The organism is Anaerosporomusa subterranea, from assembly GCF_001611555.1.
GTDB classification, from domain to species: Bacteria; Bacillota; Negativicutes; order Sporomusales; family Acetonemataceae; genus Anaerosporomusa; species Anaerosporomusa subterranea.
The window spans coordinates 143,393-162,410 of sequence record NZ_LSGP01000025.1; the positions used below are offsets into that span (position 1 = coordinate 143,393).

At 47.0% G+C, this 19,018-nt stretch carries 16 protein-coding genes and 1 riboswitch; all 16 genes read right to left on the bottom strand.

Annotated elements, in window-relative coordinates; genetic code table 11:
• Nucleotides 1-20: 20 nt before the first annotated feature.
• Nucleotides 21-644 (bottom strand): TetR/AcrR family transcriptional regulator, encoded by a 624-nt coding sequence (locus AXX12_RS15635; RefSeq protein ID WP_066244777.1) that lies wholly within the window; start codon nucleotides 642-644, stop codon nucleotides 21-23.
• A gap of 389 nt (nucleotides 645-1,033) precedes the next feature.
• The gene (locus tag AXX12_RS15640) at nucleotides 1,034-1,501 is read right to left on the bottom strand and encodes a hypothetical protein (protein ID WP_066244780.1); all 468 of its coding nucleotides are present in this window, start codon (nucleotides 1,499-1,501) and stop codon (nucleotides 1,034-1,036) included.
• Between the two features lie 31 nt (nucleotides 1,502-1,532).
• Nucleotides 1,533-1,856, bottom strand: a complete 324-nt coding sequence (locus AXX12_RS15645; protein ID WP_066244781.1) for a zinc finger domain-containing protein — start codon at nucleotides 1,854-1,856, stop codon at nucleotides 1,533-1,535.
• Nucleotides 1,857-2,383: 527 nt separating this feature from the next.
• Nucleotides 2,384-5,572: a protein kinase family protein gene (locus AXX12_RS15650; RefSeq protein ID WP_066244783.1), complete on the bottom strand. Its 3,189-nt coding sequence runs from the start codon at nucleotides 5,570-5,572 to the stop codon at nucleotides 2,384-2,386.
• Nucleotides 5,569-6,759 carry a hypothetical protein gene (locus AXX12_RS15655; protein WP_066244785.1) on the bottom strand — a complete coding sequence of 397 codons (1,191 nt, stop codon included), beginning with the start codon at nucleotides 6,757-6,759 and terminating at the stop codon, nucleotides 5,569-5,571. Before AXX12_RS15655 ends, AXX12_RS15650 begins: the two co-directional genes overlap by 4 nt.
• A gap of 225 nt (nucleotides 6,760-6,984) precedes the next feature.
• The gene (locus AXX12_RS20040) at nucleotides 6,985-7,113 is read right to left on the bottom strand and encodes a hypothetical protein (RefSeq protein WP_269448411.1); all 129 of its coding nucleotides are present in this window, start codon (nucleotides 7,111-7,113) and stop codon (nucleotides 6,985-6,987) included.
• 330 nt (nucleotides 7,114-7,443) lie between these two features.
• Nucleotides 7,444-7,962, bottom strand: coding sequence for a DUF456 domain-containing protein (locus tag AXX12_RS15660; protein WP_066244789.1), 519 nt, complete (start codon nucleotides 7,960-7,962; stop codon nucleotides 7,444-7,446).
• A gap of 19 nt (nucleotides 7,963-7,981) precedes the next feature.
• Nucleotides 7,982-9,250, bottom strand: coding sequence for a phosphoribosylamine--glycine ligase (purD, locus tag AXX12_RS15665; RefSeq protein WP_066244792.1), 1,269 nt, complete (start codon nucleotides 9,248-9,250; stop codon nucleotides 7,982-7,984).
• 185 nt (nucleotides 9,251-9,435) lie between these two features.
• A complete protein-coding gene (purH, locus tag AXX12_RS15670; protein WP_066244793.1) occupies nucleotides 9,436-10,974 on the bottom strand; it encodes a bifunctional phosphoribosylaminoimidazolecarboxamide formyltransferase/IMP cyclohydrolase in 1,539 nt (512 codons plus the stop codon).
• Nucleotides 10,974-11,600 carry a phosphoribosylglycinamide formyltransferase gene (gene purN, locus AXX12_RS15675; RefSeq protein ID WP_066244794.1) on the bottom strand — a complete coding sequence of 209 codons (627 nt, stop codon included), beginning with the start codon at nucleotides 11,598-11,600 and terminating at the stop codon, nucleotides 10,974-10,976. The genes purH and purN overlap by 1 nt, the downstream gene beginning before the upstream one ends.
• A complete protein-coding gene (purM, locus tag AXX12_RS15680) occupies nucleotides 11,593-12,663 on the bottom strand; it encodes a phosphoribosylformylglycinamidine cyclo-ligase (RefSeq protein WP_066244796.1) in 1,071 nt (356 codons plus the stop codon). The genes purN and purM overlap by 8 nt, the downstream gene beginning before the upstream one ends.
• Nucleotide 12,664: 1 nt before the next feature.
• Nucleotides 12,665-14,113 carry an amidophosphoribosyltransferase gene (gene purF, locus AXX12_RS15685; protein ID WP_066244798.1) on the bottom strand — a complete coding sequence of 483 codons (1,449 nt, stop codon included), beginning with the start codon at nucleotides 14,111-14,113 and terminating at the stop codon, nucleotides 12,665-12,667.
• A 26-nt stretch (nucleotides 14,114-14,139) separates the two neighbouring features.
• The gene (gene purC, locus AXX12_RS15690) at nucleotides 14,140-14,850 is read right to left on the bottom strand and encodes a phosphoribosylaminoimidazolesuccinocarboxamide synthase (RefSeq protein ID WP_066244800.1); all 711 of its coding nucleotides are present in this window, start codon (nucleotides 14,848-14,850) and stop codon (nucleotides 14,140-14,142) included.
• 18 nt (nucleotides 14,851-14,868) lie between these two features.
• Nucleotides 14,869-15,363 (bottom strand): 5-(carboxyamino)imidazole ribonucleotide mutase, encoded by a 495-nt coding sequence (gene purE / locus AXX12_RS15695; protein WP_066244803.1) that lies wholly within the window; start codon nucleotides 15,361-15,363, stop codon nucleotides 14,869-14,871.
• Between the two features lie 81 nt (nucleotides 15,364-15,444).
• Nucleotides 15,445-16,815: an NCS2 family permease gene (locus tag AXX12_RS15700; RefSeq protein WP_066244805.1), complete on the bottom strand. Its 1,371-nt coding sequence runs from the start codon at nucleotides 16,813-16,815 to the stop codon at nucleotides 15,445-15,447.
• Between the two features lie 250 nt (nucleotides 16,816-17,065).
• Nucleotides 17,066-17,167: riboswitch (purine riboswitch) on the bottom strand.
• 87 nt (nucleotides 17,168-17,254) lie between these two features.
• On the bottom strand, nucleotides 17,255-18,796 hold the full coding sequence (gene guaA, locus AXX12_RS15705; RefSeq protein WP_066244807.1) for a glutamine-hydrolyzing GMP synthase: 1,542 nt from the start codon (nucleotides 18,794-18,796) through the stop codon (nucleotides 17,255-17,257).
• Nucleotides 18,797-19,018 lie beyond the last annotated feature (222 nt).

Consider the following 19,018-nt stretch of genomic DNA (forward strand, 5'->3'; position numbering starts at 1 on the left):
ATAAGTAACGCAAATTTGCGTTACTTATTGACGATTCCATAGAAGAATGTTTCAGTAACACGCTCGGCAGCTGCTTCGGCATCCTCTCCTACATACTTCTGGAATGCCATCATTGCAATAACGCTGAACATGCCATGGGCGGTGACAACAGTATCGCAGGGTCGGATAACTCCGGTTGCAATACCTTCGGTAAGCACCTGCTCGATAGAGCCAATCGTCCGTTTGAAGAAGCTATGGTATTTATCACGCATTTCGGCACTAATGTGAGAATATCCGTCATTGCCAAAACCGCGCATCTCGTGCATCAGCACCCGCCACAGGTCGCCATGCTTTGTGTAGAAAGACAGAATCAGCGTAACTAATCGTCTCAGCTTATCAAGCGGCTCTGTATCGGCCGTTACCGCCCGCTCTAGATCTGCCTCAAAGGGCTGACTGATTTCCTGGGTCAAGGTATAAAAAAGCTGCTCCTTATTCACAAAATAGTTGTATACTGTTCCCTTGCCAGTATCAGCTATCGCAATAATCTCATCAATTGTTGTACGATGGAATCCTTTACGGGAAAACACAATATAAGCAGCATCAAGTATTTGCCGCCGCTTGCTGCCAAAATTCTCTGAATGAGCAGAATCGCGTACTAAAGCCATGACTGCCTCCAACATGATATGTAATACGAGCATATAGAAATATTATAGATTACTCCAGCAATAAAGCCAAGATAATAATGACATTAGCCGACGAAAAGGCTTGCCACCCAATACGGAGCTGGCAAGTGCATCCCGGCAAATTGTATCTTGCTGACCGCCTGATAGGCGGGATTGCCGAATCCAACGCGCCCACACCCATGCTCGCCGCATCCATGTTTCTCCAGGCCCTGTTACCGTTATAAAGATTCACATGGAATAAACATCCACCAGTCGATGGATATTTATTCCATGTGAATGGACACTTTAACCGCAAGCGTCTAAAAAGACAGTGGATGGAAACAGTTACGCTTCCTGCCTCTTTGCCTAAAGAGGTGTTTTCCATTTCTAACTCAACCGTTTCTATTTACTTTTTTTACTTTTTTAATTTTGTTAAAATGGTTATAAGCATCCCCCATCGCTTTGGCTATTTTCTCCGGTTTTTCCCCGACACTAATCCTATAAAAATCATCCGCTAGCATCCACCCCAAGGATTCGGTAATCGCTAGCGCCGTCGCAGCTGCCACGACAGAACCAAACGGCGGATTCACCACCTTCAATAAATTTGAAACCACAAAACGCCCGGTGGTCGTAGCCAGACCGAGCCCTGCAATTGACTCAGCCATAGACCTCCCGATTGTAAGGTCAAACACTTCTCCCAATGATATAATCATTGCAATCTGAGTGGCACCGATCGGCAGCGCATCAGCGAACGGTAACGGAATCGCTCCAGCGGCACCTGCTGCCGTAGCCGCGGTATGTATTACCACATGACATTTACCAACCAAATCCTCCGGCATTGTAGTTCTGTGTTTTGCCATATCTATATCATCCTCCCAAATATTTAAATTATCATTCCTGCTCGAGTCCGCCAATTCCGTTACATATCGGGCATACATGATACCCACTTCCCCCACAGGCTAGGCAGTCCTCATCTTCACTGCCCTCAATCCCGCCACTGCAGTCACATTGAACCCGTCCCGATCCGTCGCACTCATAACATTCGTCATACTCTAGTTTGCCTGAACCGTCACAACGGGAACAACGTTCTTCTTTGAGATAACCTTCTTCGTCTTCCTCGTCAAGTTCAACATACCCTATCCCATCGCATTTAGGACAGTCATAAAATCGGGGAAGGCTATCATTATCGAAAATATCTTCGGGCTTCTTACTCATACAAAAATCCTCCTTATGCCGTAATTGTGTGGAAAGTGTTGACGATGGTCTCCGTGTAAACCGTTTACAAACTAATGCGTCTGGCGGTGGATGAAATCGACCGTCGTGGCAACAGTAGACTTTGGAACCGATTACACAACCCTCGCAGCATAAGCTGCATGTATTATTGTTTTGAATAGATAGTTCCCCCTTCCTTGGCTATATCTGTCACCCTGTAGGATGCCCTTGCCGTATCAGCTCGGTAGGTTAGCTGCCGGGAGACTCTACGCGACCCCGGCTTCGCAGATTGCTTTGTTGATGGTTTCAGTGTACATCAGGAATTTGCGGTTTGTCGGAAGCGTTTTGGTGTGTCGTTATTTTTGCTCGGATTTTGCTTAATGAGTACAGCATGAACCAGCGGGAAAAGGGGCAAGGAAGCGTCAAACCTGATGACTCTTTTTTTGAATAGTATCAGCTTAGATTTTAGGAAATAAAAAAGCCCGACTCATTGAGTCGAGCAGTTTATTGCAAGGCACGCATTTGCGCTCTTACGTTATATGTTTCAGTTCGCTTATCGCCTTCTGTATATTCTTTACTTTGATATGGTTTTCCGGGTAAGAAATCTTGTATATCCTCAACGCTTCAATATAATGCTGCCACGCTTTGGAGTATTCATCTAATTCGTAATATATAACTCCAAGGTTATAGTGTGCCCGCCCTATTTCCGGATGGCACTCATTGTAGATGGCTAATCGTATCGAAAGAGTTTTATCATAATAATCCAACGCTTTTAAATAATTCTTTTGCCTGTAGTATATAGTCCCGATACAACTACAGGAAATGGCAACAGGTGAAGATTCTTTCCCATATGACTTAACGCGGATATCTAAAGCAGTTTCGCAATACTTCAAAGCCTTGTCGTACTCGCCAATATCCGTATACAAAACACCGATGGAATTGTATGTAATCGATGTGTCGGGGTGCTCTTTTCCGTATTCGTTTTCTTTAATCTCTAAGGCTTTAAGAAAGTAATCAAGAGCTTTTTCACTATTGCCTAACTGATTGATTAATGTACCGATATTATTATACAGTAAAGCGACCGACCGATGGTTTTCACCAAGAATTCCGACAAAAATATCGGATGATTTCATAAAATACTCCAGAGCATTAGTTTGTTCATCCATCTGAATATAGATCGTAGCGATATTATTAAGTGATTTTGCAACGTCCACGCTATTAGCGCCATATAGGTCTTTTTTTAATTCCAATGATTTTCTGAAATATTTCAAGGCACTATCATATTCGCCCATTTGATCGTATGTTGATCCTATATTATTGTACACATCCGCAACATAGTGATGGGTCTCTCCAAAGCCAAACTGACATATCTCCAAGGATTTGTCAAAAGAACGAAGTGCATTATTGTACTCATCCATTTCCAAATAAACCAGACCAACGCTATTATATAAATCAGCAATGTCTTCATGCAATTCACCGTATATTTTTGTTCGGATACTAAGGGATTTAGTATAGCCGTCAAGTGCCAAGTTATATTTTGCCAGCCTAAAGCATATATCTGCATAAAAATCTAATAAATTTGCAGTGAGTTTTGTCTCGTCCGAAATGCGACCGTACGCTGTCTCAAGCATTTTTGTTCCTTCAATGTATTCGACATAAGTCTTGTCTAGACAAAGTCTCGCGCATTCCTTGATTAAGTTCCCGACAAGATCTATGCACTTCACGCTATCTGGCATCAACTCCCGACACGCTACGTCTGATATAACCGGGTGCAGGGAAACATACCGCACATTTTCGCGGATTTCCTCCTGTATCCATCTGCGGTCAACCAAGCAGTCTATATCGGTGTAATCCTCGTCATCATATTCATCGCTCCTATAGCGTTCAGAGAGCGCCCAATCATAGAATATCTTTTTTTCTAAGCCTGTATAAGGCACAATCGCCATATTGGTCATTATAAACGCATAGTTTTCATTGGCTGCTATATCTTCCAGATTGAATAGGCTACGGATATGCCCATAGACTACGTTTTCCCGATCCTCTGCGCTTATTTCTTCCTTGTCAACGGCAATTTTTGTGCGCAGTTTCGGGTCAAGTCCTTTTTTAAAACGAGCAAGCATTTCTTCGGACGTTTTGTCGCTTTTTAGCATGACGGTTGCGATAAGCATCAGAGTCATCGTATGACCAAGCACAAGGCGGATGATTTCACGTACAGCAGGTTCTTGTTCGCCCGTCAATTTATATGGTGAGTAATATTCACGGAATAACATTAGTAGGTCGTCTTCGCTTTTCATCTCCGTAATCTCAATAACGCTCCCGTTGTGTTTCTCACGCGATGTGAATATGACCTTATACTCCCCAGAGATAAACTTCGCAAAATGGTCGTCGGCAACTGTGTTGTAGTTATCGACAACGATTAAGGTTCTCTTGCCGTGATAATCTTGCTTTAAACTGCTCATCTTGTCACAAAATATGTGTTCGACGGCCTCATTGCCGTATTTGCTCTCATACTGGGCGATTTTAGCATTGTCAAAATTACGGAATTTCATTGAATATGCAACGGTTGTCTGTAAGTCGCCGCTATATGTAATGAACTGCACGATGTCATATTTTTCGCGATTCTCCCAAGCGTACTTTTTAGCCAGTTCGGTCTTTCCGATCCCACCGATTCCCTCTAATATGACATAGCTGTCCCTTTGGAGATATTCATCAATATCCGAAATCTCTTTTTCCCTGCATACGAAATGCACATTCGGTCGCTTGGGGCTGTTTTCAAGCTCAATGCGTTGTCTCAGCCTCTTTAACTCTTCAATCTTTGCCCGCATCTCCGCAACACTTTGCAGACGCAGTTTCGGATTTCTCGACAGGTTTTTTTGCAAAAAAGCGTTTGTGCTGTCAACAAGCAGCTTTGACGCACCTTTTAAATAACCTTCCTCATTGTTCAAAAACCAGCGGGATGGGATAGCCCAGTCATTTTCTTCAATCGGTCTTCCTTTAAGCATGGTAAAGAAAATTGCTGCAACCGAAAATAAGTCTGTGTCAGGGTTGAGACGTAACGATTTTGCATTAGAGATTCCTTTGAGTTCCGGAGCTGAATAACCCCTTTTGACTGACGGGAAAAATTCACCGGAAGGATCGGACGGTGAATATGCGCTGTTGTAGTCAATCATGCGCATGATGCTCAGTTTAGAGCAGTGAATGTTGTCAGGAGATATGTCCAGATGGAGATATCCTTTGTCGTGTATCGGTTCCAACGCGTCTAGGATCGCCAGGATGCAATCGCAGAGTACGGTGAAATCCTTGTCCGCATAATAACCATCGCTGATTCTCTCGGACAACATCTCCCCTTTTTCAGTTGCTATGATCGTGTATAACGTATTATTCTTTTGAATCGGTTTTTCATACAGCAAAATCCAGGGGTCGTTATTCGCCTCGGTGTGACGGAGTCTCATAGCTATTTCCGATTCGCGCATAGCACGCGACTTTCGGCTTTGAACAGCAGTGGTTTGGCCTGTCAAGAAGCGGACTGTGCCGTCTGCCTCGCGCCCTTCAGCTAAATCGTGCGGATAAAATTCCTTAACCATACAGTAATCGGAGTCGCCATCCGGGCGTGCTTTGTAAACAATTGACGACCCGCCAACACCGGCAATTTTTAGTAGCGTGTATGTTTTCTCATTCAATACCAATGTATCGGCGCCTACATCAAGCAACGAGGTCATTCTTCATCCATCCTTTTGAAGAGTTGCTCCATAACTTTATTGATTCGCTCCACCGTATCGCCCCCCTCATCTTCACCAGCACCTGTGAAATAGGCGTAATTGAGCGCGTTCATGATAACCCAGTCAAAGGGGTTGCGGAGGTCGATTAGTGGCATCCCACATGGTTCTAATAAATCATCGTTGATAGTGTAGATACATTCTGCAACTGCTGCCTGACGGTCGGAATACTCGCTATAATCCGGGTTTCCCGCCTTCACATAGAGCCACATAAGAAGAAGATGTTTCCGTTTAACCTCGGTTATCTTTTTATTGCTCCTTAATTCCTGTTTTCCGATTATCTCTGTCAAGGTTGTACGCGGGAGAGCATCTTCGGCAATTTTTTTTAGCACAGTATTAATTATGGATTGTTTGCCTTTCAACGAAGGGATATTCATGGCAAGCAGTCTGCAAATTTCCTCGTCAGTTGGGTAGTCGTCGGTTCCTTGCATCTCTCTAATCGCATCGTAGTTTTTTATCGTGTTGTACAATTCCATAAACTTTTTATAAGCCGACCTGCGAAATGAGCCGAAATTGGGTTTATTCTTTAAAATAAATTCGTTCAGTTCGTCAACAGATGAGATTCGTTGAACATTTCTATCAAGAACCTCTGTTAAACACTCACCAAATACAGCATTTTCTACCGGGTCGGGATTCGGCACATTGTCAAGATAACTGTGCTGCTTGATCAATGCCTCAGCTTGGTTATACTCTAATTTCCCATCAAGACAATACCTGTAGATTACATCCTTATAGTCGCGCATATACAGACCATCAAGCCAACAACTCTGCATTAAAAACCATGATGCTTCTTTAGCGCTCATTTGTAGAGCAAAAGCGATCTTGAGAGCGGATTCTTTGGTCAACGCTTTCGCCTTGCCGCTCAGCCAGTTATTAACATTGACCTCTCCGCACTTTTTCCGTAAATTTCTTACGATTTCATCACGTGTTGTATTCAAAGCTGCCACTCTTAATTCAATTTCTTTCTCCAATTCTTCTTTGATTGTCCGAATCGGGAAATCATCATGCAAAAAGCGGATGATTTCATTAATGTCAGCCATACCGTGCGCCTGTTTTTCAGCAAAATCGGTTAATGCAGGAACACATATATCATCATTGATTTGCATAAGCGATTTTTGTATTATGGACATTCATCATACACACCTTTCGTAAGAAATTGGTGAAGATAACCTATACTATCAGCAGACGCTGTAGTTTAGTTTTCAAGCATTTGCGACATAGGAGGCATTTCTCGTTTGTTACAGAGTATTGGCAAATTTTTTATTACATTAGCCATTCGCCAAAGTAATCCAGCCTCCTGCAACTTTTGCTAATCTTCTCTCATACGTACTCTCAATCCCCTGAAACGGTCAACCTCACGCTTCGACATAGCAATTCCACACCGACGTCACGGCTACCGCGCCCATGAGGAGCTTTTTGCCATATCCCTTATGGATAATAAATCGCTTCACCAACTCATACAGCTTGCCAAAGCTCTCATCCACTTCTGTTACTGCTGCAAGTTGCGCTGGGTGTGGCGAGCACCTGGCATAATTCAAATGGAAATCGTGTGTGAGTACAGCTAGTCCGCCTGCGGCGTGAACTTTGCCAACGAATTCTGCTATTAAGTCACATTCTGTAGTGCTACATTTTCAACCAATGCGCAAAAATTAGAAAATAAAAAACCTTGCCCCGGTATGAAACATACTGGGTGGCAAGGTTTTTTTGGTAACGTTGTGGGTCAAGCATAGCTTGTGAAAGAGGGATGGCGGCGTAGCCGTCAGAGGGATTGTGTGCCCTTTGCGTTAACGTACTAAGACCGCTACAGCGGGAGTTTAGCCACCAATCGGCAATCGCGCTAGTATCGCTACAGCCATCGCCAGACCGACAGCCAGCTTGAATACCAGGCCAAACAGTTGCCCGATCACCACATTAACGGCAACATTCCTGGCCTGCCTGCCACTGCCGGTCTGCTGAAACTCGCCCCAATAACCGGCAGCAAATGCACCAATCATTGAACCTGCTAACGTTCCGACGACAGGCAAAATGGCGGTCCCTGCCAGCATCCCCAGAAAAGCGCCTACATAGGCCGAAAAAATTGCGCGACGCGAGGCTTGAGCTCGTTTTGCGCCAATTGCCGAAGAGAAAAATTCAGCCGCCTCGCCCAGTACCCAGGCGCCTGTTAGCATTGCTAAGAAGGACCAGTTTAATTGGTTAAAGCCTTCATAGTAACCAACACCGGCGGCAAAGAGCAGAAGCAGAAAATTACCAGGTAAACCAAATATGGTAGAAAGAACTAGAATGAATACGAACAGGCCGGAGACTGCATAAAGCAACCAAAAACCTACATCCAAACGTGTCTCACCTCAGTTATCAACGCCCTTGCGCCCTATGGGCGATATCGGTTCGGTATTGCATCCCCTTAAATTGTATCTTTGCTACTGCCTGATACGCATTATTAATCGCTGAGGCAACTGTATCATTCACACCTGTCACCCCTAACACCCTGCCACCGGCGGTGACCAATTGTCCGTCACAGTTGGCGGTTCCGGCATGGAACACCATTCCACCCGCCGCCTCTGCCTCTGCAATGCCGTTGATAGCGTCTCCCTTGCGATACTCACCGGGATAGCCGCCAGCAGCCAGCACCACACAGACAGCTGATCGGTTATGCCAAACCAGATCACAATTGTCTAAAGAGCCGTCTATGCAAGCTTCCAGAACGTCAACAAGGTCGCTTGCCAACAAGGGTAGTACAACTTGAGTCTCCGGGTCGCCAAAGCGGGCGTTGAATTCAACGACCTTGGGGCCAGACTTCGTCATCATCAAGCCTAGGTACAAACATCCCTTATAGTTTCTTCCTTCACTGGTCATAGCATTCACGACAGGCTGAAGAATCGTTTCAATAATGGTATCCAGCAGCGCCGGGGTAATCACTGGCGCGGGTGCATAGGCTCCCATGCCGCCAGTATTCGGCCCCTCGTCTCCGTCAAAAATTCGTTTGTGATCTTGTGCGGCCACCATAGGGCGCACAGTATATCCGTCTGTAAAGGTAAGGATCGAAGCTTCTTCGCCTTCCATGTATTCTTCAATGACAACCTGACTGCCAGCTTGGCCAAACGCCTGTTGGCAAAGTATGGTATCAATGGCAGCCAGCGCTTCTGCTTCTGTCATCGCGACCACAACGCCCTTGCCGGCAGCAAGACCGTCAGCCTTGATGACAATAGGTGCGCCCTGCTGCCGGACATAGTCTTTCGCCGCGTCAGGTGATGAGAAGACTGCGTAAGCGGCAGTGGGAATATGGTATTTACGCATCAGGTCTTTGGCAAACGACTTAGAGCCCTCGATCTCAGCGGCGGCGCGAGTTGGTCCAAAGGCACGCAGACCATTTGCTGCAAAAAAATCAACAATCCCATTCATTAATGGTGCTTCCGGTCCGACGACAGTCAAGCCAATCGATTTTTCCTGTGCAAAGCGACAAAGCAATTCATTATCCGCTATATCTATATCGACGCACTCCGCAATGGCAGCGATACCTGGATTGCCTGGGGCGCAGTAAATCTTGGCCACTTTACGGCTTTTCGCCAATGTTGAGACTAGCGCGTGTTCACGCCCGCCGCCCCCTATGACTAGTATATTCAAAATGACCCTCTCCTCACGCAGATAGTTCAGCTTGTTGAGAAACCTATTTTTTAGACCGTTTAGAAATGCCCAGATGCTAGGCGCGCCCGCAAACCCAGCAGTGCCGCGTACGCTCGAAGGTACGCAAGCAATGGGTTTGCGGGCGCAACAACGCAGATGGGCGTTTATCAACGGTCTGTTAGTTGTTAATGACGGAAATGACGGACGCCAGTGAATACCATCGCAATACCATGCTGTTCGCAAGCCTGGATCGATTCTTCATCTCTAATCGAGCCGCCTGGCTGAATGATAGCAGTTATTCCGGCCTGTGCCGCCATATCGACTGTATCACGGAAAGGGAAAAAGGCATCAGAGGCCATAACCGCGCCGCGGGATTTTTCTCCGGCTTGTTCCATGGCGATTTTAGCCGAGCCAACCCGGTTCATCTGGCCGGCACCTACGCCAATGATTTGGCCGTCTGCTGCCGCGACAATCGCGTTTGACTTAACATGTTTAACCACTTTCCAAGCGAATTGCAGTTGTTCCCACTCAGCTGGAGTGGGTTGCTTGCTAGTAACGACCTTCATATCGTACTCAACCGCATTAGGGGCATCTTGTTGCTGGGCTAAAAGACCGCCTGACGTGTATTTCCAAGTTAGACCCGGCGCAGCGTCGCGACTAATTGGCAGTTCTAACAACCGTACATTTTTCTTTTGTTGCAGCAGCGCTAACGCATCTGCCTGATAGCCTGGCGCAATAACAGCTTCGGCAAATAATCCGGCAATTTGCTTGGCGGTATCTAAATCGACTTGTCTGTTTAACCCCACAATGCCGCCGAAGGCTGATACCGGATCGGCTGCAAACGCGTTGCCATAAGCTTCAGCAAGCGTACTGCCAATGGCAGTACCGCAGGGATTAGTATGCTTAACAATGACAGCCGCCGGTTGTTCAAACTCAGCGACCAAAGCATAGGCGGCTTCGACATCAACGATATTGTTATAGGACAATTCCTTGCCATGCAGTTGCTTAGCAGCGGCAATACCGTGGCTGGTATGCTTTTCACGGTAAAAAGCTGCTGTCTGGTGCGGATTTTCGCCATAGCGCAAGTCTTGGATTTTTTCAAAGGATAATTGCAATGACTGGGGGAATTGTCCTTCACCAAGCTGAATCCCTAGATAGCGGGAGATATGAGCATCATACTCTGCTGTATGCTCAAAGGCCGCTTGCGCAAGCGCCATGCGCGTTTGTGGACGAATGCCACCGAACTGAACTAATTCTTCCACTATGCCATCATAGCTGGCAGGGTTGACGACAACGGCTACGTCATTGAAATTTTTAGCAGCAGCCCGAATCATGGCCGGACCGCCGATATCGATATTTTCTATCGCGTCAGCCAGCATCACACCTGGCTTGGCAATCGTCTGGCGAAATGGATACAAGTTGACGACAACTAAATCAATCTGAGGAATATTATGTTTGCGCATCGCTTCCATATGTTCAGGATTATCACGTACTGCCAAAATTCCGCCGTGAATTAGCGGATTCAGCGTTTTTACCCGACCGTCCATAATCTCTGGGAAACCGGTAACATCACTTACATAGGTAACTGGCAGTCCTGCTTGGCGCAACGTGTTCATGGTGCCGCCGGTCGAAATAATTTGCACTCCCATTTCATGCAGACTTTTCGCAAAAGGCTCTAGTCCGCTCTTATCTGATACGCTGATCAACGCAGTCCTGACTTTCATTAGTCAACCTCCTCTGACTCAATGATCTTAACCTGCCGTCCGCAAATTTGCAGCCGGCCTTGACTATATAACGAAATAGCTAATGGATACAACAAATGTTCCTGTTCCAGTATCCGTTGAGCTAGTGTATCTGTCGTATCCTCTGGCAAAACAGGCACCGCCTGCTGCAAAATAACCGGTCCGGAATCCATGCCTTCATCGACAAAATGCACTGTACAACCAGATAGCTTCACCCCATAGCGAATAGCTTGGCCCTGAGGGTCGAGACCCGGAAATGCGGGTAACAGCGATGGGTGCACATTCATTACCCGACCAGTAAAACGCCGTAGAAAGACGGGTCCTAGTAACCGCATAAATCCCGCCAGTACGACCAAATCCACCTTGCAGCTCTCCAAGGCGTCGGCCAATGCGGTTTCAAACGCCTCTCGGCTGGAAAAACTCCGCCGTTCAATACATAGGGATGGAATGCCGGTGCCATCGAGCCGGGAAAATGCTTGCGCCTGCGGGTTATCACTAATAACCACTCCAACAGACGCATTAAGGGTGCCTGCGTGAATAGCATCAAGAATTGCCTGCAGATTGCTACCCCGGCCGGAAACAAACACTCCCAGCACGGTTTTAGCCACCAAACACGCCTCCCTGTAAAGTCACTTCTTTTGATCCCTGCGTGACTTTACCAATACGATAACAACGCTCTCCGGCTGCCTTCAGCGCATCGCAAATTGGCCCAGCTTCCGCTTCCGAAACAAAGAGCATCATGCCAATTCCCATATTGAAGGTGCGGAACATTTCAGGCCAGGCGACTTGTCCCCAGCGTTGCAGCATACCGAAAACCGGCGGCATTGGCCAGGAAGCGGCATCAATCTGGACAGCGCAGTCTTGCGGCAAAACGCGAGGAATATTATCATAGAATCCACCACCGGTAATATGAACCATTCCCTTGATTTCGAATTGATCCAATAGTGGCAGAACCACTTTGGGATAAAGCCGAGTCGGGGTAATCAGTTCATCCCCCAGCGTTTTCTCTAATTCAGGCACAAAGGTAGCGGGCGAAATACTCTTAATCTCGAAACAAATCTTTCTAACCAGTGAAAATCCATTAGAGTGCAAACCGCTTGAGGGAAGGCCAAGAATGACATCTCCCGCCTTGATTTGCTGCCCAGTGATTAGTTTATCCTTGTCGGCGACTCCCACGGCAAATCCGGCAATGTCGTATTCGCCTGGACGGTAAAAGCCGGCCATTTCCGCCGTTTCTCCGCCAATCAGAGCACATCCTGACTCTTTACAGGCTTGGGCGACCCCGCTCACAATCGCTGCAACTGTTTCTGGCTCGAGCTTACCAACAGCCAAATAATCGAGAAAAAATAACGGTTCAGCACCTTGGGTCAGGATGTCATTCACACACATAGCAACAGCATCCTGGCCAATGCTATCATGCCGTCCCAATCGAAACGCAATTTCCAGCTTCGTGCCGACTCCGTCTGTGCCGCTGACAAGCACAGGTTGCTTATATTTAGCACAATTGAGGGCAAACAAACTGCCGAAGCCGCCGATGTCACCAAGAACTTCCGGGCGATAGGTGGACCGGACATGCTGTTTCATCAATTCAACCGAACGATTACCAGCGTCAATATCGACGCCGGCGTCACGATAGGTCAGACCGATGCGTTTTTCATTCTTGTTTGTCATCTTAACAGCCTCCACATGATTCACACTTACTCTTCGCTTCAAACATATACTTGTCGCCGCTCTCGCTGGTCTGGGGAACGCTGCTGGGATAGTCGCAGTTGAAGCAGGCGTAACACATGTGTTTAGGGGATAAATTAGGCACAGAGCGCTCGAGCCCCTCAATCGATAAATAATGCAATGAATCAGCGCCAATGAACTGACGAATCTCATCAATCGCTTTCGATGATGCAATGAGATCTTTACGCATTGATGTATCAATCCCAAAGTAGCAGGGGTAGCCGATAGGCGGAGAACTGACACACATATGAACAGCCTTCGCTCCCGCTTCTTTCAGCATGCGCACGATTTTACCGCTTGTCGTCCCGCGAACAATTGAATCATCAACCATAATAACTGATTTGCCTTCAACGACAGAGGTAACAGAATTGAGTTTCATTCGAACACTGGTATCGCGTTTCTTCTGTTCTGGCTGAATAAAAGTACGACCGACATAGCGATTTTTCATCAGCCCTTCAGCGAAGGGGATGCCTGACTCGTAGCTAAAGCCAATAGCGGCGGTTGTGCCGGAATCAGGTACCGAAATAACGATATCGCCACGGATTCCACTTTCTCTGGCCAATTCACGTCCCATTTGCAGCCGAGCCTCATAGACACTTTGTCCATCAATGATACTATCCGGACGGGCAAAGTAGATATATTCAAAGATGCAAAGCGCCTGTCTGTCACCCTGAACAAACTGGCTAAACGTAATTGTATCTTTATCGATAACTACCATTTCGCCTGGCCGTACATCGCGATAGAACTCCGCCCCCACGGTATCGAGAGCGCAAGACTCTGAAGCAATCACCCAGCCGTCGTTGAGTTTGCCGACACACAGCGGGCGAAATCCGTGAGGATCACGAACACCGATCAGCTTTTCTTCGGTCATAATAACCAGACAATAGGCGCCCTTTACCCGTGCGAGGCTTTCCGTGATTCTTTCCTCCACTGTCGGTTTGGTAGAGCGTGCGATCAAACTAACAATCACTTCACTGTCAATCGAAGTTTGAAAAACGCCACCTTGCTTTTCCAATTCCCCACGCAGTTCACTGGCGTTGGTCAGATTGCCGTTATGAGCCAAGCTAATGCGGCCTCCCGCGTAGGAAACCATCAACGGCTGTGTATTACACAACAGACTTGAACCGGTTGTTGAGTACCGGACATGGCCAATCGCAATATGGGCAGCCATTGACGGTAACCCTTGACGAAAGACTTCGTTGACAAGGCCCATACCGCGTTGTACGTCCATTTGGCAACCATCAGTTACGGCAATTCCCGCACTCTCTTGACCACGGTGTTGCAGTGCGTACAGCCCCCAATACGTATTCAAGGCAACAGCTTCACCAGGCGCAAAGATGCCAAATACCCCGCACTCTTCCCGCAGCTTATCATCGTCTTTAGAGTAAAACACAGTACTTCTCCTTTTCCTTCTGAAGATCAGGCCTTTTCCCCTGTCAAGCGAAACAGAATCTCGTGGTATGCCTCTTCCACATTTCCTAAGTCGCGACGGAAACGGTCTTTATCCAGCTTTTCACCAGTTTCACTATCCCAGAAGCGGCAGGTATCAGGCGAAATCTCGTCTCCTAACAGAACCTCGCCATTATGCAAACCAAACTCCAATTTAAAGTCAATCAGTTCTAACTTTTTAGCTTTCAGATAGCCGCTGAGGATCGAATTGATTTTCAGCGCGTATTCGGCCATCTTTGCGACTTGCTCCGGCTGCGCCAGACCCATCGCGTAGATATGGTAATCGTTGATCAGAGGATCACCAAGCTCATCGTTCTTATAATACATTTCGAGCACTGGACGGGAGAGCTTTTTCCCTTCCTCCCAACCAATACGCTTGGCCAGGCTGCCGGCGGTGATATTGCGAACGACGACCTCCACCTTTAAGATGTCCAATCGTTTCACAAGCATTTCTCTGTCGCTCAGCAAACGGATAAAGTGATGGGGAATGCCATGTTTACCGAGAAGTTCAAAGAAGAATGTGGAAATTTTATTATTGAGCACGCCTTTATTGATGATCGTACCCTTTTTCTCGCCATTCAACGCAGTAGCGTCATCCTTGAAATACACAACCAGTTCATCGGGATTTGCGGTTGTAAAGACTTGTTTCGCTTTGCCTTCGTAAATTGGTTTCTTTTCCATGATAATTCCTCCCATTTTTTATTGTCTTTGAATAGCTTCTGCAGCCTTTTGAGCTTTTCGCTCCACTTCTTCCGCCATGCGGCTTCGGTGGGCTGTTAGCTTGGCTTGTACTTCTGTATCTTGAACACCCAAAATCTGCATGGCGAACAGAGCGGCATTCTTTGCGCCATTGATCGCCATTGTCGCTACTGGAATGCCAGCCGGCATTTGCGCGATGCTCAGCAGGGCGTCGATGCCTCCCAGTGAGGTGCTGTTTACAGGCACTCCGATGACCGGCAAAGTCGTATAAGCAGCCACGACTCCCGGCAAGTGGGCAGCCGCACCGGCGGCAGCGATGATAACTTGTACGCCTCTGTCTCTGGCTGTTGAGGCAAAGTCATGGACCTTATCCGGAGTCCGATGGGCAGATGCGATGACCACCTCATACTCAACAGCAAACTCCTTAAACGTGTCAAGTGCAGGTTGCAAGATTGGCAAATCAGAATCACTTCCCATAATGATAGCAGCTTTCAATACAATCCCTCCTAATCTATCCTCAGTTTTTAGTAAACCCAGATACCGGTTAACCGATATCTGGGTTTTAGTAGTAATTTTTTATTCAGCCAGGAAAACGAATCGCATAACCACCAGAACTGCTAGCAAGTACACGATCCAGTGCACCTCGCGAGCGCGTCCGCTAACCAGTTTGAGCAGCGGATACATGACAAGGCCCACTGAAATGCCATTGGCAATGCTGTAAGTGAAAGGCATAATTACGATAGTCAGAAAAGCTGGTAGCGCTTCAGTAAAATCGTCAAAATCGATACGTTTAACAGACTCCATCATCAGTGCGCCAACAATAATCAAAGCAGGCGCCGTCGCCGCATCAGGAATAAGGCCAGCTAGCGGAGTAAAGAACAACGCCAACATAAACAAGATGCCACAGACTACAGCCGTGAGACCAGTACGACCGCCAGCGCCAACACCGGCAGCGCTCTCGACAAACGCAGTAATTGTGCTGGTACCCAAAACCGCGCCTAGACTGACACCAGTCGCATCAACCAGCATAGCCTTGCCAATGCCGGGAAATTTACCATCCTTGTCAACCAAGCCGGCTTTTGTCGCTGTTCCGACCAAGGTCCCCATGGTATCGAATAGCTCAACAAACGTAAAGGTAAAGATAATTGTCATTAGGCCCATCTGTAGAGCGCCAGCAATATCCAAGGCAAAAAAAGCGTTATTACTAAAATCAGGAATAGACACAGGACTAAAGCCAGCGGGAATTTTTACTACCCCCATAGCTATGCCAATCAGCGTAGTGGTAAAAATGCCAACAAGCATGGCGCCACTGACGCGACGAGCCATCAAAACGCCGGTTAGAATCAATCCGAAAACAGCCAACAGAACAGGGGGATCTGCTAAGTTCCCCATCGCGATAATTGTTTCAAAATGCATTGGCGTACCATTGCCATGGGATGCGATTAGCTTTTCCAACGTCGGTGGAATCAGTGAAACACGGATAGTCATGAGTCCAGATAGTTTTAATCCAACGACGGTAATAAACAGGCCAATGCCCACAGTAATGGCGTACTTTAAGGAAGCAGGCATACCTTCCACCAGCAATTGGCGAATATGGGTTACAGTCAACAGGATGAAGATAAGACCAGAAATAAAGACTGCCCCCAGAGCAACCTGCCAGGAAACACCCATACCAAGGACAACGGTAAAGGCATAGAACGCATTTAAGCCCATGCCAGGAGCCAATGCAATCGGGTAATTAACAAACACACCCATCATTATAGTGACCAGGCCTGCGCCAATGGCAGTTGCTAGCAGCACCGCATTCTTGTCCATACCGGCAGCGCCCAAAATACTTGGATTAACGAATAAAATATAGGCCATGGTCATAAAGGTGGTTATCCCTGCCATAACCTCTGTTTTCACATCTGTCTGTCTAGCACTTAACGCAAAAAGTTTTTCAAGCATTGTCTCTCTCCTCTTCTGTTATGTACATGAGCATCCCGGAGAATGTTGCATGCAAAAGGTTCTTATAGTATCTGACTTCAAGTCTTGCCTCATACTGGCAGGTGAAGCAAAACAAAAGCCCGGAGGAGAAATTTCCGCAGTTTGAGCGAAACTTCCCCGCCCGGGCTTTTTTCCCTTCGGTGTAGCACCAACATTGGCACCTGCGACGCTTGGTCACAGCCGTGTCAGATCGCAATCCATCACGCGGAACCCTAGACGCACTTTCACCCGTAGTCAGGCAATTTACGGCTACCTGGCAACAACGTCTGAGCCATATCCTCAGAACTGTACGAGCAGTATTCAGTTTGTATGTTTATTTTAGCAGGCTGTGGCGAAGCCTGTCAACAAAAATATGAACGTTTTTTTACTTTTTCAACAAAATGTTCGGTTGTTTTTCGAATTATTCCCACTCAATCGTGGAAGGTGGCTTAGAGGTAATGTCATAAACAATACGGTTCACGTCTTTTACTTCATTAACAATCCGACGCGATATGACATCAAGAACCTCATAAGGAACCCGCACCCAATCAGCAGTCATGCCATCTTCGCTGGAAACAATACGTAGTCCTACTGTATATGCGTAGGTACGCTCATCGCCCATCACGCCGACACTCTTCATCGCCGGCAAGACAGCGAAGGATTGCCAAACTTTGCGGTACAGTCCCGCATTTTTAATTTCCTGGTGAACAATAGCATCCGCTTCCCGCAGGATGTTTAACCGTTCCTCAGTAATCTCTCCGATTATCCGAATGGCAAGACCCGGTCCCGGAAAGGGTTGACGCCAAACAATATCTTCCGGTAAGCCTAACTCTTTTGCCAATAGACGAACTTCGTCTTTAAATAAATCCCGCAGCGGCTCAACCAAACTAAATTTCATATCTTCCGGCAAACCGCCGACATTATGATGACTCTTAATCACTGCCGCAGTTTCTGTCCCGCTTTCGATGACATCAGGATATAATGTTCCCTGAACCAAATAATCGATCTCTCCCAATTTAGCAGCTTCAGTCTCAAACACACGAATAAATTCGTCGCCAATCAGTTTTCGCTTGGCTTCAGGCTCAGTCACCCCGGCAATGCGGCCCATAAAGCGATCTACGACATTTGCATAAACCAAGTTCATGTGGAAACCATCACGGAAGGTTTTTACCACCTGCTCAGGTTCACCCTTACGCAAAAAGCCATGGTTAACAAAAACACAGGTTAGTTGGTCACCGACAGCCCGGTGTACCAACACAGCAGCAACTGACGAGTCAATACCGCCACTGAGCGCACATAGCACACGCTTGTCCCCAACTTGGGCGCGGATTGAAGCTATTGCTTGGTCGACAAACGAGCCCATGTTCCAGTCCCCTTTGCAAGCGCAAATGTCGAACAGGAACGTGCGCAGCATCTTCATTCCTTCTGGGGTATGCTGCACTTCGGGGTGGAATTGCACGCCATAAATCCGACGCTGTTCATCAGCCATCGCTGCTACGGGAGTATTATCAGTTCTCGCAATGACAGAAAAGCCAGCAGGTGCCTTGGCAATAAAGTCACCATGGCTCATCAATACTTGTGTCTCCTTGCTGACGCCAGCGAAGAAGGAGCTTTCACCTTCTATGCAAAGCCGAGTGTTTCCATATTCACGCGTTTGCGCCCTGCTGACTTCGCCGCCAAGCGTATGGGCGGTAAACTGCATCCCATAGCAAATCCCAAGTACCGGGACACCCAAGGTAAAGATCGCCTCATCACAGCGAGGTGCCTTTTCGCCATACACGCTGGAAGGTCCACCGGAAAAGACAATCCCATTCGGCTTCATTGACTTGATTTTCTCGATAGGAGTCGAAAACGGAATAATTTCACAGTATACGCCGCATTCGCGGATACGGCGGGCAATCAATTGGCTATACTGACCGCCAAAGTCCATGACCAAAACCAGGTCCTGGGTTTTTGCATGCATAAGCTAAGCCTCCTCGTATTCTTTAGCATTTATATAGCTATATAAATGAAAACTATATCATACCCTGCAAGCGCTGTAAAGATATTCATAGTATCACCTTACACAAAACAGCCATACCTTTAGCGATAATTCGAGTCGGAGTGACAAATTTCCTGCAAAAAAAAGAAAGACCGCTACGGTCTTATGATACGGGAGAAACGGTTTAACACGAAGCGCGCAAAG

Excerpts from the sequence above, each read along its gene's own strand:
- AXX12_RS15650 (WP_066244783.1), bottom strand. The coding sequence starts at position 5,572 with ATGACCTCGTTGCTTGATGTAGGCGCCGATACATTGGTATTGAATGAG.
- AXX12_RS15700 (WP_066244805.1), bottom strand. The coding sequence starts at position 16,815 with ATGCTTGAAAAACTTTTTGCGTTAAGTGCTAGACAGACAGATGTGAAA.
- AXX12_RS15655 (WP_066244785.1), bottom strand. The coding sequence starts at position 6,759 with ATGTCCATAATACAAAAATCGCTTATGCAAATCAATGATGATATATGT.
- purM (WP_066244796.1), bottom strand. The coding sequence starts at position 12,663 with ATGACAAACAAGAATGAAAAACGCATCGGTCTGACCTATCGTGACGCC.
- purH (WP_066244793.1), bottom strand. The coding sequence starts at position 10,974 with ATGAAAGTCAGGACTGCGTTGATCAGCGTATCAGATAAGAGCGGACTA.
- guaA (WP_066244807.1), bottom strand. The coding sequence starts at position 18,796 with ATGCATGCAAAAACCCAGGACCTGGTTTTGGTCATGGACTTTGGCGGT.
- AXX12_RS15635 (WP_066244777.1), bottom strand. The coding sequence starts at position 644 with ATGGCTTTAGTACGCGATTCTGCTCATTCAGAGAATTTTGGCAGCAAG.
- AXX12_RS15645 (WP_066244781.1), bottom strand. The coding sequence starts at position 1,856 with ATGAGTAAGAAGCCCGAAGATATTTTCGATAATGATAGCCTTCCCCGA.
- purC (WP_066244800.1), bottom strand. The coding sequence starts at position 14,850 with ATGGAAAAGAAACCAATTTACGAAGGCAAAGCGAAACAAGTCTTTACA.
- AXX12_RS15640 (WP_066244780.1), bottom strand. The coding sequence starts at position 1,501 with ATGGCAAAACACAGAACTACAATGCCGGAGGATTTGGTTGGTAAATGT.